Annotated in this window: 10 protein-coding genes; all 10 read left to right on the top strand. The window is 38.2% G+C overall.

Annotated elements, in window-relative coordinates:
- The first annotated feature begins 139 nt into the window (after positions 1-139).
- The 10 genes from EZY12_07985 (at position 140) to EZY12_07940 (ending at position 14,324) form a co-directional block, all read left to right on the top strand.
- Entirely contained in the window at positions 140-760 is a 621-nt protein-coding gene (locus EZY12_07985) for a sugar transferase (GenBank protein ID QSX69535.1), read from the top strand.
- A 49-nt stretch (positions 761-809) separates the two neighbouring features.
- Positions 810-1,466: an acetyltransferase gene (locus EZY12_07980; protein QSX69534.1), complete on the top strand. Its 657-nt coding sequence runs from the start codon at positions 810-812 to the stop codon at positions 1,464-1,466.
- A gap of 95 nt (positions 1,467-1,561) precedes the next feature.
- On the top strand, positions 1,562-6,244 hold the full coding sequence (locus EZY12_07975) for an LLM class flavin-dependent oxidoreductase (protein QSX69533.1): 4,683 nt from the start codon (positions 1,562-1,564) through the stop codon (positions 6,242-6,244).
- Between the two features lie 383 nt (positions 6,245-6,627).
- On the top strand, positions 6,628-7,200 hold the full coding sequence (locus tag EZY12_07970) for an acyl carrier protein (GenBank protein QSX69532.1): 573 nt from the start codon (positions 6,628-6,630) through the stop codon (positions 7,198-7,200).
- Positions 7,197-7,922 carry an SDR family oxidoreductase gene (locus tag EZY12_07965; GenBank protein ID QSX69531.1) on the top strand — a complete coding sequence of 242 codons (726 nt, stop codon included), beginning with the start codon at positions 7,197-7,199 and terminating at the stop codon, positions 7,920-7,922. The genes EZY12_07970 and EZY12_07965 overlap by 4 nt, the downstream gene beginning before the upstream one ends.
- Positions 7,919-9,271 (top strand): long-chain fatty acid--CoA ligase, encoded by a 1,353-nt coding sequence (locus tag EZY12_07960; GenBank protein QSX69530.1) that lies wholly within the window; start codon positions 7,919-7,921, stop codon positions 9,269-9,271. The genes EZY12_07965 and EZY12_07960 overlap by 4 nt, the downstream gene beginning before the upstream one ends.
- Positions 9,272-9,276: 5 nt before the next feature.
- Positions 9,277-10,329, top strand: a complete 1,053-nt coding sequence (locus EZY12_07955; GenBank protein QSX69529.1) for a ketoacyl-ACP synthase III — start codon at positions 9,277-9,279, stop codon at positions 10,327-10,329.
- 12 nt (positions 10,330-10,341) lie between these two features.
- Positions 10,342-10,968, top strand: a complete 627-nt coding sequence (locus tag EZY12_07950; GenBank protein QSX69528.1) for an acetyltransferase — start codon at positions 10,342-10,344, stop codon at positions 10,966-10,968.
- A gap of 13 nt (positions 10,969-10,981) precedes the next feature.
- Entirely contained in the window at positions 10,982-12,115 is a 1,134-nt protein-coding gene (locus EZY12_07945; GenBank protein ID QSX70572.1) for an aminotransferase class I/II-fold pyridoxal phosphate-dependent enzyme, read from the top strand.
- Positions 12,116-12,137: 22 nt separating this feature from the next.
- Entirely contained in the window at positions 12,138-14,324 is a 2,187-nt protein-coding gene (locus EZY12_07940; GenBank protein QSX69527.1) for a polysaccharide biosynthesis tyrosine autokinase, read from the top strand.
- The last annotated feature ends 1,233 nt before the right edge of the window (positions 14,325-15,557 follow it).

Raw genomic sequence — 15,557 nt, 5'->3', positions numbered from 1 at the left:
GGCATGGCTATCAAAAAAAGATTTTCATGAATTTAGCCACCGTCAAAATCAGTAGGTATACATAATAAAAACTAAATATATCCCTGTGCTTAATATTTCGTATTTCTGGCTTTTTTTATTTTGAAATAAAGGTAAATTAATGAACAAGTATCACAGATTTATTAAATCAATATTAGATAGAATCATCGCAGCGATCACCTTAATTCTTCTTTCTCCTCTATTGATTATAGTAGCGATCGCCATTTACATAAATATGGGTAGTCCAGTTTTATTTACCCAACCCCGTCCTGGTAGAGATGCTGATATTTTCAACTTCTACAAATTCCGTACCATGACCAATGAGCGCGATGAAAAAGGTAATCTCCTCAGCGATGAAAAACGGCTCACAGCTTTAGGTGAATTTTTGCGTAAAACCAGTCTTGACGAACTTCCCCAACTTTGGAATATTCTTAAAGGAGATATGAGTTTTATCGGTCCACGTCCATTATTAGTTAGGTATCTTGACCGTTATACCCCAGAACAAGCACGTCGTCATCAAGTAAAACCAGGGATTACAGGTTTAGCTCAAGTTTGCGGTCGCAATGCTATTAATTGGGAGGAAAAATTTCATCTAGATGTCTTCTATATTGATAATTGGAGTTTATGGCTGGACTTGAAAATTATTTTCCTCACAGTTTTTAAAGTATGGAAACAAGAAGGAATTAACCAAGAAGGTTATACATCATCGGCAGAATTCAAAGGTCAAGTGAAAGAAAATTAGATAATGCAAGATGAAACTTTACCAAATTAATCAAGTAGTAGAATAACTTATGGCTAAGGTTGTGATTTTCGGAAATACTGGTTGGGCAGAAGCTGTTAATTTTTATCTGCAACATGATTCTGAACATGAGATAGTTGGGTTTACTGTTGATGAAGACCACATCAATGCAGAAAGTTTTTGTAATTTACCAGTTGTCCCCTATCAAACACTTGAAAAATATTATTCACCTCAGGAATACAAGCTGTTAATTCCCATTAGTTACAAGAAGGTCAACAGATTGCGTACGGAAAAATACCACAACGCCAAACAGCGGGGGTATAGCTTTATTTCCTACATTAGTTCTCGGACAATCTATTACGGCACACCAGTAGGTGAAAATTGCCTAATTCTGGAAAATAACGTAATTCAACCTTTTACAGTCATTGGTAACAACTGTATCATTGCCAATGGAAACCAAATTGGACACCATTCTGTTATTAACGATCACTGTTTTCTGAGTGCTGATGTCGTGCTTGGTGGTGGAGCATCTATAGGAGAATACACTTTTATTGGTTTGAATGCTACTATCCGAAATTACATCAATATCGGCAAAGAAAACATTATTGGTGCAGGTTCAATCATTCTTAGTGATACGGAAGACAGGGCTGTTTATTCCCCAGGAGAAACTGCAAAGTTTGAAGTGCCAAGTAATCTAATCCATGTTTAAACCATCCTCAAATTTGCAAGTTGTGGATACCTTGTTTTCAAAATGTTTTTGTGACTTTTAAATACTATTTTTTTACAATAGGTTAGTAGCAAAATATGTCCAGTTTTTCCTGTTTTGTTGTCGGCAATGGTATTTTGGCTTTGAGTTGCTTGGAAATCTTGTTACAGAAAAACTGCCAAGTCCTGGGAGTATATTCAACCGATAATTCCTTAGAAAAGTGGTGTGAGGAACATGACATCACTCACGCCGCTTCTCGATCCATTTTTCAAAAAACACTCCTGGACGTTGATTACGATTATCTTTTCAGTATCAATAATACCCAATGGATTATTCCTAAAAATGTGATTCAAAGGGCGAGAAAAGCCAGCATTAATTACCATGACTCACCATTACCAAAATATGCTGGTTTGTATGCAACCTCTTGGGCTATACTGAATGGAGAAACCCAACACGCTGTGACTTGGCACGAAATATCTAGTGAACTTGATACTGGGCGCATTTTCAAACAAAAAACTGTGTCAATTCTCCCAGATGATACAGTATTTACCCTGAATGTTAGTTGTTTCGATGCCGCAGTTAATTCCTTTGCCGAATTGGTACAAGAACTAGCAATAGATCTTGTCCAGCCTTGGACTCAAGACCTATCACAACGCAGTTATTTTGGTCTTAGCGATCGCCCAGATGCCGCCTCTTTGATCTGTTATGATGTTAGTAGTAAAGATATCTGCAATCTCGTCAAAGCCTTAGATTTTGGGCCAGTTCGCAACGAACTAGGGTTACCCAAAATCTGGTTGCCAGGGGGGGTGGCTGTTGTTGGATCTGCCCATTCAATCACTACTTCCCAGGGTGTTCCCGGACAAGTGCTAAAACTAGAACCACCAGGGATGTGCATTGCCACCATAGATGGGGCTGTGCAGTTGAGTCGTTTAACGACATTGAACGGAAAGGATATTTCCGAAGAACAGTTGAGAGCAGATTATGGTGTGCGCGTCGGTGATGTCTTACCTGTAATTGATCCTGAAATTAGAGATGCCATTAGTCAACGGAATGTTGCTATTTGTCGTTATGAGCAAAAGTGGTCAGAACGATTGATGCAGCTTGCACTCTTTCGACATCCCTATTTGCCAGTCGCAACTATTGAGCAACCACGAGATATATCATTGCACTGCTATTCTATTGTGTTGTTAACCAAGCAGGTAGAAGCCAAATCACTGCTGGCCATGTTTGCAGCTTACTGTGCGCGACTGGCAACAGAGACAGAATTTGACCTGGGACTACAAACCGATTCACAGCGCGGCATTGCTCCCGAAATATTTGCCCAACGAGTTCCTATCCGTGTTCAAACCCAGCCAGAGGAGTCTTTTAATGAGTTTAAAAACCGATTTGAAACTACCCTAGATCAGACCTCTCGTCTGGGTAGCTTTAGACATACTCTCTTAAGACGTTATCCAGAACTACAAGACCAGAGTAATTTTCTGCCTGTGGCTATCGTGCTGGCAAGTAGTCCTGAACACCTAAATTGGACTCATCTGCAAGCATCTATGGCCTTTGTGGCTTATGAAGACGGGAGCTTACCAGAATTAGTACATACTGGGTTACTCAATGACACTGACTCTCAAGCGATTGTCCAGCAACTTCAGAGTTTTATAAATGCGTGTATAGAAAATCCTCAACAATCGCTACATCAACTACCACTACTCTCCGTTACAGAACAGCAGCAAATTTTAGGAGATTGGAATCAGACAGCACAACCCTTTCCTACAGATAAATGTATCCACGAATTATTTGAGCAGCAGGTAACACAGAATCCTGATGCTATAGCTGTGGCCTTTCAAGAACGACAATTAACTTACCGGGAATTAAACGCCCAAGCGAATCAACTAGCGCATTATCTACAACTACAGGGAGTTGCTCCTGATGTTCTAGTTGGTCTTCATTTAGAAAGATCATTAGCAATGATGGTGGGGTTACTGGCAATTCATAAAGCCGGTGGGGCATATCTTCCCCTTGACCCCGACTTCCCCCAAGAGCGTCTAGCTTTCATGGTGGAAGATTCTCAAACGAAGGTGATCTTAACTCAAGAGAAACTAATTTCCAATCTCATTGTTGATGATCATGTCCGCATTATCCCCATTGATATCATGTCGGGCGAAATTGCTCAACAACCAATTACTAATCCCTCTACTGGGGTAACACCGGAAAATCTGAGTTACATCATCTACACCTCCGGTTCGACTGGGAAACCCAAGGGGGTAATGGTGGAGCATGGTAATGTGGTTAATTTCTTCACTGGTATGGATGCCGTTATTGACCATGAACCACCAGGAGTATGGTTAGCAGTCACCAGTTTATCTTTTGATATTTCCGTCTTAGAACTGTTCTGGACATTGGCACGGGGCTTTAAAGTTGTCATCTATAACCCCAAAGCAGAACGGCAAAAGTCTCTTGCTGGGGAGCTAAAACTGCAAAATCTCACGAAACATACAGATTTTAGTCTTTTCTACTTCTCTAGTCATGAGCAAGGACAAGATGCTGCTGCCAAGTACCGATTGTTGCTGGAAGGGGCTAAATTTGCTGATGAGAATGGCTTTAAGGCGGTTTGGACTCCCGAACGTCATTTTCACGCCTTTGGTGGCTTGTTCCCTAATCCTGTGGTGAGTAGTGCGGCGATCGCAGTCATTACCAAAAATATCCAAATTCGCGCAGGTAGCTGTGTTTCTCCCTTACATAACTCTGTGCGAATGGCAGAAGATTGGGCTTTAGTAGATAACCTTTCTCAGGGTCGGGTGGGCATATCCTTTGCGGCTGGTTGGCAACCCAATGACTTTGTATTGTGTCCCCAAGCCTTTGAGAACCGCAAGGAAATTATGTTTGGGCAAATTGAGGAGGTACGGGCGCTCTGGAAAGGAGAAACCCTAGCATATCCCAACGGTAAAGGCGAAATGGTGGAAATACAAACCCTACCTCGCCCCATACAATCCACACTCCCAGTCTGGATTACAGCCGCCGGCAACCCGGAAACCTTCCAAATGGCAGGAGCGAGTGGTTCTCATCTTTTGACGCACTTACTGGGGCAAAGTTTGACAGAATTAGCCGCTAAAATTGCCATTTATCGGCAAGCATGGGCAGATAATGGACATCCTGGGCAGGGAATTGTCACCCTGATGATCCACACTTTTGTCGGGGAAAGTGATGATACTGTCAAAGAACTTGTCCGTCAGCCCATGCGGCAATATTTAGCTAGTTCCCTAGATTTAATCAAGCTGGCAGCCTGGTCTTTCCCAACTTTCAAGCAGAAAACCACCGACAACAACGGACAGTTTGCAATATCCCATCTCTCTGACCCAGACATGGCTGAGGTACTAGATTTCTCCTTTGAACGGTACTTTGAAACCAGTAGTCTATTTGGAACTGTGGACACTTGTTTGCAGATGGTTGATCGAATTAAAGCTATTGGTGTAGATGAAATAGCCTGTCTGATTGACTACGGTTTAGATACGGATACTGTACTATCTCAACTACCTCTACTGAATCAGTTGAAAGTACGGGCTAATTATCAACCACCGACTGAATCTGTAGCTGCCCTCATACAGCGTCATCAGGTGACACATCTGCAATGTACTCCCTCTATGGCAAATTTACTGATTGCAGAAACCGCTACCCGCGAGGCTATGGGGCAACTGCGGACGATGATGGTTGGTGGTGAAGCCTTTACCGAAGCCCTAGCAAATCAACTTAAACAGATTATTTCTGGAAAAATTCATAATATGTATGGGCCTACAGAAACAACTATCTGGTCGGCAACTCATACTCTGGATCAAGTAGATGGCATAGTTCCCCTTGGCCGTCCCATTGCTAACACACAAGTTTACATTTTGGACAAGAATCAGCACCCTGTACCAATTGGCGTACCAGGTGAGCTATTCATCGGTGGTCAAGGCGTGACCAGGGGATATCTAAATCGGCCGGAGTTAACTCAAGAGAGGTTTGTCCCCAATCCCTTTAGTACCGATACCACAGCCCGGTTATACCGGACTGGTGACTTGGTTCGCTACCGACTAGATGGTAATGTGGAATTCTTGGGACGGATAGACTTCCAGGTCAAAGTGCGGGGATACCGGATTGAACTGGGAGAAATTGAGACAATTTTAAGCAGACATCCAGCAGTTCAAGAAGCGGTGATTATTGTCCGTGAGGATGTCCCTGGAGATCAGCGGCTGGTGGCATATCTACTCCCACAACCAGGACATCAGCCGACCAATGCAACTATGCGAGAATACTTACTCTCTCTATTACCTGAGTACATGATTCCCTCTAATTTTGTTTGGTTGGCAGCATTTCCCCTGACCCCCAATAAGAAAGTTGACCGCAAGGCTTTACCTGCTCCTATTGATAGTGAGCGAAGTCGAACTATATTAGTTTCTCAATCTGGGGATAATGTTAGTTCAAGAATACCTGAAAATAATGTTGAGGAAACTTTAATTGAACTCTGGGAAAAGGTGCTTCAGGTTTCGACGGTAGGAATTGAAGATAATTTCTTTCATTTGGGTGGTAATTCTCTAGTTGCCGTGAGATTAATTGAGGAAATTCGCTCCGTATTTAATGTGGATTTACCTTTAATTAGTTTGTTCCTATATCCAACTATCACCGATATTACCAAGCAAATTATGGCTAACGCCACGCTATCCCTATCAGGACAATCTTTTACGAATCAATTTCATGGTCAAGTTGTTCAGGAAGTGCAGCATAGCTATCCTGGATTTTTCCCAAAGAAATAAAAAAGGGTCAAAAACTGCGAAAATATATTTTTTGATGGGTTTAGTCGTCAGGTGCGTCAGATGTCAAATTTCTGTCGATTGTTGATGAATTATCGAGTCTGACGCACCCTACAAAGCAAGCCAATTGGGTAAGTCCTGAATCCGTCAATTAGTTCTTGACAGACTACTAAACTACTTAAGAAACCATCAGTTGCTGTTTAATACTCAAGATTATTCATAATTTCACTATATCTCTGATTAATTCAGCCCTCCTGGGTCTTTTTTCATGGCTTAGTCTAAACTCCAGTCTTAATAAAGATAGTGCCAAGTTGACCAAATTATTTTCAGGTATTGATTATATTTTTAACAGTAGTAAATAAATGGAAATATTTCAGGAATAAAATATGTTAAGCCGCCAAGAAATATTAGAAGTATTAGGTGAAGCGATGGAAATTAATAGTGCTAATCTTACGGAAGAAACGCCACTAGAAGCATTAGGAGATGCCTGGGATTCAGTTTCTAGGCTATCGGTAATATCAATGATTGATAGTTATGCAAATCGAGATATTCCTGTCAATGCTATAGTCGAAAGTAAAACAATTAAAGACCTGATTAATTTGATAGCTACAAGTGACAATCAAATAATTAGTTCTCAGACAATGATCAAGGGAAATGATGTATTACATAGAAACAAGGAAGAAGTTGTTAAAATAATCAAAAAATCATTGAAAGAAGTTGCTGAAAAATCGAATCTTAATTTACCTGAAAATATAGATGACGAAACTAGAATTCTAGGAGGAAATTCACCTTTTGATTCTATGCAAGTTGTCAATCTTATTGTTATCGTCGAAGAGGAAATTACCGACAGATTTAATCTTGATATAATTCTTGCCAACGAACATACTATGTCTCAGAGTAGTAGTCCTTTTAAAACTATTAGTACATTGGCAGATTATATAGTAGGTTATCTTCTATGAAAAATGTTGCTAATAGTCTTTATCAAGACCGCATTGTTTTAATTACGGGAACAACTAAAGGTATTGGATTTCATTTAGCAAAACATTTTTTAGACCAAAAAGCTATTGTTTGTGGTTTTGCCCGTTCTGAATCATCTTTGCAGCACGATCAATACTATCATTATCGAGGTGATGTCACTAATATTAATGATGTCACTCAGGTTTTACAAGAAATCAGAAAAAAATTTAGGCATTTAGATATACTGATTAATAATGCAGGGATAGCTGCGATGAATCCTTGTCTTTTGATGCCAGATACTACTGCTAAAAAAATACTTGATATCAATATACTTGGCGTTTTCAATATGTCACGGGAAAGTACCAAACTCATGATGAAAGCCAACTATGGCAGAATTATTAATTTTAGTTCTGTCGCTGTTCCTATGCACATTGAAGGGGAGGCAATCTACGCATCTAGTAAGGCAGCTATTGAAGAATTTTCTAAGATTTTTGCGAGAGAAGTGGCTAGATTTGGCATTACAGTTAATGTGATTGGACCTTCACCAATCATGACTGATTTGATTGCTAAAGTACCTGAAGAAAAGATTCAATCTCTGGTTAATAAAATGCCTTTAAATCGTTTAGGTGAATTTCGAGATGTGGAAAATGTTGTTGATTTCTTTGCGAGTGAAGCCAGTCAATATATTACAGGACAGGTTATTTATCTAGGAGGTGTTTCATGAATAATCTTGACAGATTTTTAGCTGATTTTGCAGATTATGGTGATAAAATTGCCTTAATCTCAAATAATCAAAAATATAGTTACAACTGGCTTGTAGAGAAAATAAAATATTGGTCTTATATTTTGTCAGAAGCAGGAATAGAAAAATCTATTGTTAGTTTTAAGGGAGATTATTCCCCGGAAATTATAGCTTTATTCTTTGCAGTTATGAATCTACAAAATATCCTAGTTCCTTTAGGAGTCAATAATAAAGAAGAGAAAAACAAATATTTGGAAATAGCAAATGCTCGCTACATCCTAGCCATTGATAAACAAGAAAAATTACTGATTGATGACCTCAAAACTAGTGTAAATAACAGCACTTTAGTTGAATTTATCAAACAGCAATCTGCGGGAATTATCTTGTTTTCTTCTGGTTCTACAGGAACACCCAAGGGGATGCTACATGATTGTAATAAATTACTATCTAAATACACTAAAGGCAGAAAAGTTTTCAATACCTTAGCCTTTTTATCCCTAGATCATATCGGAGGCATAAACACTTTATTATATCAATTATCTAATGGGGGAACAACTGTTCTCACAGAGAATAGAAGCACAGAGATTATTTGCCAATTAATTGAAAACTATCAGATAGAGTTATTACCAGTATCACCAACTTTTTTGAACTTACTTTTAATGTCAGAAGCTTATAAAGATTATAATTTAAATTCTTTGAAAATCATCAGCTATGGCACTGAAGTTATGCCAGAAAATACATTAATGTCCCTAGCTAATGTTTTTCCTGGTGTGAAGTTAAAGCAGACTTATGGACTATCAGAGCTAGGAATATTACCTACTCAAAGCGAAAGTTCTGTAAGTAAATGGTTTAAATTAGGTGGGGAAAATTATCAAGTTAAAATCATAGATAATATCCTCTGGATTAAAACTAATTCAGCTATGGTTAGTTATTTGAATGCTCCCTACCCCTTTGATGATCAAGGTTGGTTAAATACAGGTGATGTCGTAGAAACAAAAGGTGATTACTTTAAAATACTGGGTCGTCAATCAGAAATAATTATCGTCGGTGGATTGAAAGTCTTTCCTCAAGAAATAGAAAATATTTTAATCCAAATACCAGAAATTAATGAAGTAACTGTCTTTGGAGAAGCAAATGCAATTACAGGAAATATAGTGGTTGCTGTAGTTAAACCTTCCGATTTATCAATTGATGAACGGAAAATGAGAAAACTCATTCAATCCTATTGTCAAGAAAAATTACAAAGTTACAAAATTCCAGTCAAGGTTTACTTGAATTCTAGTGAACATCACAATCACCGATATAAAAAAATTCGTTCTCAATTTAAATAAAAGCTATGAGTAAAACCAGCATTCCCAACATCAGTATGCGAGCCATAGCAATTGCTTTACCTCAAAAAACTGAATTTAATCATGAATTATCTGATGTATTAGGTTATGAAGAAATAGCACGGATTAGTCAAACAATTGGCATTTATAGTAGAAGAGTTGCCCCAGAGGAAATAACAGCTTTTGATCTGATGTACCAAGCTGTAGAAAACCTTTTTCAAACCACAAATATTAGCAAAGAAAACATAGACTGCTTGGTATGTATTACCCAAACTCCAGATCATTTAATTCCCGGAAATTCATTCCTATTATCCCATAAATTAGGATTAGAAACTAGGGTGTTGACACTAGATATAAATGCTGGCTGTGCAGGATTTACACATGGTCTCATTGTTCTAGGCAAATTAATTAACAATGGTGATATTAAATGTGGATTGTTGGTTATTGGAGATACACTCACAAAACTAGTAAATTATCAAGATAAAACTGAGCGGTTGTTATTTGGTGATGGAGCGGCTGCCTGTATTTTAGAATTTGATCAAAAAGGAAAAGGATTAACAGCTTGCTGGCGAACCATTGCTAATGATTATGATAAATTAATTGTTCCTGCTGGTGGAATGAGAAAGCCAAGTAACCAGGAAACAAGTATTGTAATGTTAAAAGAAAATGGCATCTACAGAAGTGATAATGATTTAGCTATGGATGGTGCGGCTGTTTTTTCATTTTCAATTAAAGAAGTTCCAGAACTTGTAAATTTTGCGCTAAAAAGTTGTAATTTCAGCAGTGAAGATATTGATTTATTTGTATTTCACCAAGCGAATAAATTTATGGTTGATTATATTCGGAAAAAATTAAAGCTGAGTGCAGAAAAAGTACCAATCTTGGTGGAAGGAATAGGTAATACAAGCGGTGCCTCCATACCAATTGCTATTAGTCGTTATGCCTTAAACCAAGGAATTAATAAAATTAGTGGTCGGCTATGTCTGACAGGGTTTGGAGTAGGCTTGTCTCTGAGTAGCATCATTATTGAAGTAGAAGATTTAATTGTCACTTCCCTATAATTTAAGGATGTTATGAATACACAAAAAGTAGTCGTAATTGGTGCAGGAGGTCATGCCAAAGTAGTAGCAAGTACGCTCATGGCAGCAGGTCATCAAGTAGTCGGTTTTTACGATGATGATCTGGAAAAGAGGGGAACGCATATTTTTGGTATTTCGGTGGTTGGTCCAGTCAGTGAGCTTAAAGATCACAACTTTTCTCATGCCATCATTGGTATAGGTAGAAATGAGGTGCGGAAGCGTTTAGTAGAAGAATTTGATCTTAATTGGATAACTGTAGTTCATCCCTATGCTTGGGTTCATCCTGAAGTTTCATTAGGCGCTGGTACGGTAGTTTGCGCGGGTGCAATAGTTCAGCCCTATTCAACAATTGGCTCCCACGTAATTATTAATACTAAATCCAGTGTTGATCATGATTGTTGTGTAGGAGATTATGTGCATCTAGCTCTCTCCCACCTTGCAGGAGGTGCGACAGCGGAGGAGGGAGCTTTTTTAGCTCTGGGAAGCATGATCTTTCCAGGAGTTCAAATTGGAGCTTGGGCTACTGTAAGTGCAGGAGCGATAGCAATGAAGGATGTTATGCCCAGAACTACAGTAGCAGGTACGCCTGCTCGATTAATTAAAGAAGCTACTTTTAATTAAGTGAAAATTATTAATTATGAAACCAATTCTCCTTTCCACTCCCCACATCGGAAATCAAGAATTAGAATTTGTCAAAGAAGCATTTGCAACTAATTGGATTGCTCCTATTGGTCCCCATGTTGATGCTTTTGAACAAGAATTTTGTCAAATTACTGGTGCTAGTTATGCGGCTGCTGTGAGTTCGGGAACTGCGGCTTTACACTTGGCTTTGCAATTAGTTGGAGTTACCAAAGGAGATGAGGTTTTTTGCTCTACTTTAACCTTTGCAGCTACTGCTAATCCTATTACTTATTTAGGGGCAAAACCCGTATTTATTGATAGCGATCGCATTTCCTGGAATATGAACCCAGACTTGTTGCAGGAAGCTTTACAAAAACGCGCCTATTTTGGTAAATTACCCAAAGCAGTTGTAGTTGTACATTTATATGGTCAAAGTGCAGATATAGAGCCAATTCTCAAAGCTTGCAATCAATACAATATTCCTCTAATTGAAGATGCAGCCGAAGCATTAGGCTCTACATACAAAGGGCTTTCCCCTGGCACTTTGGGAAAAATTGGTATTTTCTCATTCAATGGCAATAAAATCATCACCACATCTGGTGGAGGAATGTTAGTTTCTGACGATGATCAATTAATTGCCAAAGCCAAATTTTTAGCAACTCAAGCCCGTGATCCTGCCCCCCATTATCAACATTCAGAAATAGGTTATAACTATCGTCTCAGTAACGTTCTAGCAGGTATTGGTCGTGGTCAGTTAAAAGTTTTGTCTGAAAGAGTAGCAGCTAGACGACACAACTTTGAAATTTACCAAGCGGCTTTAGGAAATGTCCCAGGAATAGAATTTATGCCCGAAGCTAATTTTGGAGATTCTACTCGCTGGTTAACGACTTTAACAATCAATCCAGAAGCTTTTGGTGCAGACCGAGAATACATCCGTCTTCAACTTGCCCAACAACAAATTGAAGCTCGTCCTGTGTGGAAACCATTGCATCTTCAACCTGTATTTTCTGAGTGTGAATATATTGGTAGTAAAGTAGCAGAAGATTTATTCATACATGGTCTTTGTTTGCCTTCTGGCTCTAATTTAACAGATGAAGATTTATGGAGAGTTATTGACAAAATTCAAGCAATTTACTCTGCAATTTAAAAACATCAAAAATTAATTTATTATGGAACTTCAAGAATCTTCTATATCCCTAGAAAAATATTGGACAATCCTTAAACGTCGTTGGCGTGCTACTTTATTTATTACTATTTCTGTTTTTGTCATAGCACAGTTAGCTATATCTTTAAAAAAACCTATTTATTTAGCAGAAGGTAAGTTGCGTTTTCAAAGAAATAATGCCACTTCTTCAATTACAGGATTAGGCACAGAAATAGGCAAACTAGATCCTCTCATGCAGCAGAGTAATCCCATCAACACAGAAGTAGAAGTAATTCGTTCTCTTCCGATTATAGCAACAACTATAAGCCGACTAAATCTCAAAGATAGTAAAGGTGTTAAGTTAAAAACAAAGATATTTCTCAAGAACCTTACTGTCAAAGATATTAAAGGTGCTGATGTTCTGCAAATTGCCTACACTCATACTAGCCCCTCAACCGCTGCCCAAGTAGTAAATGAGCTAATCAAAATTTATTTAGAGCAAAATGTATCTTCACGCAGAGCCGAAGCAGCCGCAGCCCGTCAATTTATAGAAAAACAACTACCAAAAGCTGAATTAGTAGTTCGTAAAACTGAATCTGAATTAGCAGAGTTTAAAGAGAAAAATAAAGTTGTTTCTTTACAAGAAGAAGCCAATAAAGCAGTACAAGTTATTGGTGATTTACAGTTAAGAATTAACGATACTCAATCTCAACTAGCTAATTTTGAATCACAATATCAGGTAATTAGTCAGCAATTGGGAATGAATCCAAAACAAGCATTAGCAATGACTTCTATTAGCCAGATTTCAGGAGTGCAAGATATTCTGAAAGAAATCCAACAGCTACAATCACAATTGGCAAACAGACAAACTGTTTTACAAAATAATCACCCACAAATCATAGACTTGAAAGATAAAATTACTTCTTTAAATAAAGTTATTGACAATAGAATATTTCAAGCTTTAGGCCAAAATAAACTTCAGGCAAAAAGCAACTTACAATTGAGTGCTTTGCAACAACAACTCTCTAGTAGACTAGTAGAATTAGAATCTAACCGTCTAGGTTTAGCAAGTCAAGCTAATTCTTTATTGAAGTTACAATTTGCTTATAAACAACGATTGAATAATTTACCTAGACTAGAAGAACAACAACGTCAGCTAGACCGTAAATTACAAGCAGCACAATCTACCTATTCTCTCTTACTTCAGAAGTTACAAGAAAGTCGCATTGCGGAAAATCAAAATTTAGGTAATGCTACTAAAATATCTGAAGCAGAAATCCCTGATGAACCTACTTCTTCTGCAATGATTTCCTATCTAAGTTCAGGCTTACTGAGTATATTAGCAGCCTTGATGACTATATATATTTTAGAAATCAAAGATAAATCTATCAAGACTGTTGATGAAGCCAAAGAATTACTTGGATTGGCATTATTAGGAGTTATTCCTACTATTAGTAATTTCAAGCCATCTAGTCGTAAAAATGAAGAAATTGAATCCTATAATCAAAGAATTATAATTCGAGATTTTCCTCGTTCTTTTATTAGTGAAGCTTACCGAATGTTGAGGGCAAATCTTAATTTTATTAGTGCTGATAAAGAACTAAAAGTTATTATTGTCACGAGTTCTGTACCCCAAGAAGGTAAATCAACAGTAGCGGCTAATTTAGCCACAGCAATAGCACAAATGGATCGACAAGTTTTATTAATAGATGGAGATTTACACCGTCCCGTTCAGCATAAAATTTGGGACTTAATGAATAATCAAGGTTTAAGTAATTTAATTTTTAAACAGGAAGAAATTACTACTACTATCAAAAAAGTCATGCCTAATTTAGATGTTTTGACTTCTGGCATAGTTCCTCCTAGTCCCGCGGCTCTTCTTGACTCACAAAGAATGGCCGCCTTAATGGCGAATTTCTCTGATAAATATGATTTTGTAATTGTTGATACACCAGCCTTAACTGTCGCTGCTGATGCCGTTACCTTGGGACAAATGGCTGACGGTGTTTTATTAGTAGTTCGTCCTGGTGTAGTTGATTCTGTGAATGCTACTTTTGCGAAAGAACTATTAGCCAAATCCGGTCAAAATGTTTTAGGACAGGTAGTTAATGGTGTGATCATTAAAAATGAACCCCATAGCTATTACTACTTTCAAAAAGAAGACTATTCACAAACAATCAATCACGAGTCCCAAGAATCTGTAAAGGTTTAATTTTGCCAAGTTTAAACTTCAGTAGGATGTGTTAGAGGATGTTTTAAAAGTCCCTGATGATGTATCAAATATTTATTACCCCCCTTAATCCCCCCGATGTATTGGGGGGAAACAAGAAAATCTAGTCCCCTCCCCAACACATCGGGGAGGGTTAGGGTGGGGTATAACTGTGATAAAAATTACAGAATAATACTTTTAAAACAACCTCTTAGAGGTTCTTTGATAGCGAAGCGTGGCGTAGCCATAAAGTGATATTAGATATTATTGCTTACCCCCCTTGGAAATGCTACCGTGTACACACAAGTGATTGAATCACCTCCTAACCCCCAAAATTGAGGGATTTAGAGGGCGAAATCAGCCGAAACGAAGACAGGTAGGACTTGTGTGTACACCGTAGCCGATGTATTGGGGGGATAACAGAAAATCAAGTCCCCTCATCTTTCTAAGGGGAGGGTTAGGGCTACGGTGTACACACATCTCTAGACAGGATGCTAAACGTGATCCGATCCCCCTAAATCCCCCTTAAAAAGGGGGACTTTGAAGAATTTAGCCCCCCTTTTTAAGCTACGGTGTACACACATCTCTAGACAGGATGCTAAACGTGATCCGATCCCCCTAAATCCCCCTTAAAAAGGGGGACTTTGAAGAATTTAGCCCCCCTTTTTAAGGGGGGTTGGGGGGATCTAAACGTTGTGGGGCAACTCTAGAAGACTTGTGTGTACACCGTAGGAGGGTTAGGGAGGGGTAAAAAATATTTGATACACCATGAGGGACTTTTAAAACAGTCCAATCTACAAAAAATAGTGCAGGTATTGCTAACATAGACAAAGTATTTAGGATAATGAGTAGTATTTATTACTCTCATTTCTTGTTTACGTAATTGCAATCCTGATATCAATAACCCAGAAAAAGAAGGTAGCGGTTTACCGACCTAATATAGCCTTTATCCTTTTTCTTGCTGTCTGTTCCTATCTTTAACTCCCTCTTTATAAATAAGTTTAAGAATCAAATGGGTGCAAAATGTGGGATAAAATCTATATTCAGCCAAGAAAATGGAAGTATATCTTCTCGAATATCAAATTTAGATTACAGATTCGTCATACTTCTTAATAAACCAACAGCGTAAACGCAAAACGTTCTAATCTAAAAATTGACAGAGTTAATTTACTGGGTTTTCTAGGCTTAACATACATAAATACGCAAAAATGTCAAGCCTTAAAATAACCCAGGCTT

Source organism: Dolichospermum sp. DET69 (assembly GCA_017355425.1).
In the GTDB taxonomy this organism is placed as follows: Bacteria; Cyanobacteriota; Cyanobacteriia; order Cyanobacteriales; family Nostocaceae; genus Dolichospermum.
The sequence above is the reverse complement of the archived record's forward strand: the minus strand, read 5'-3'. Positions and strand labels throughout refer to the sequence as shown.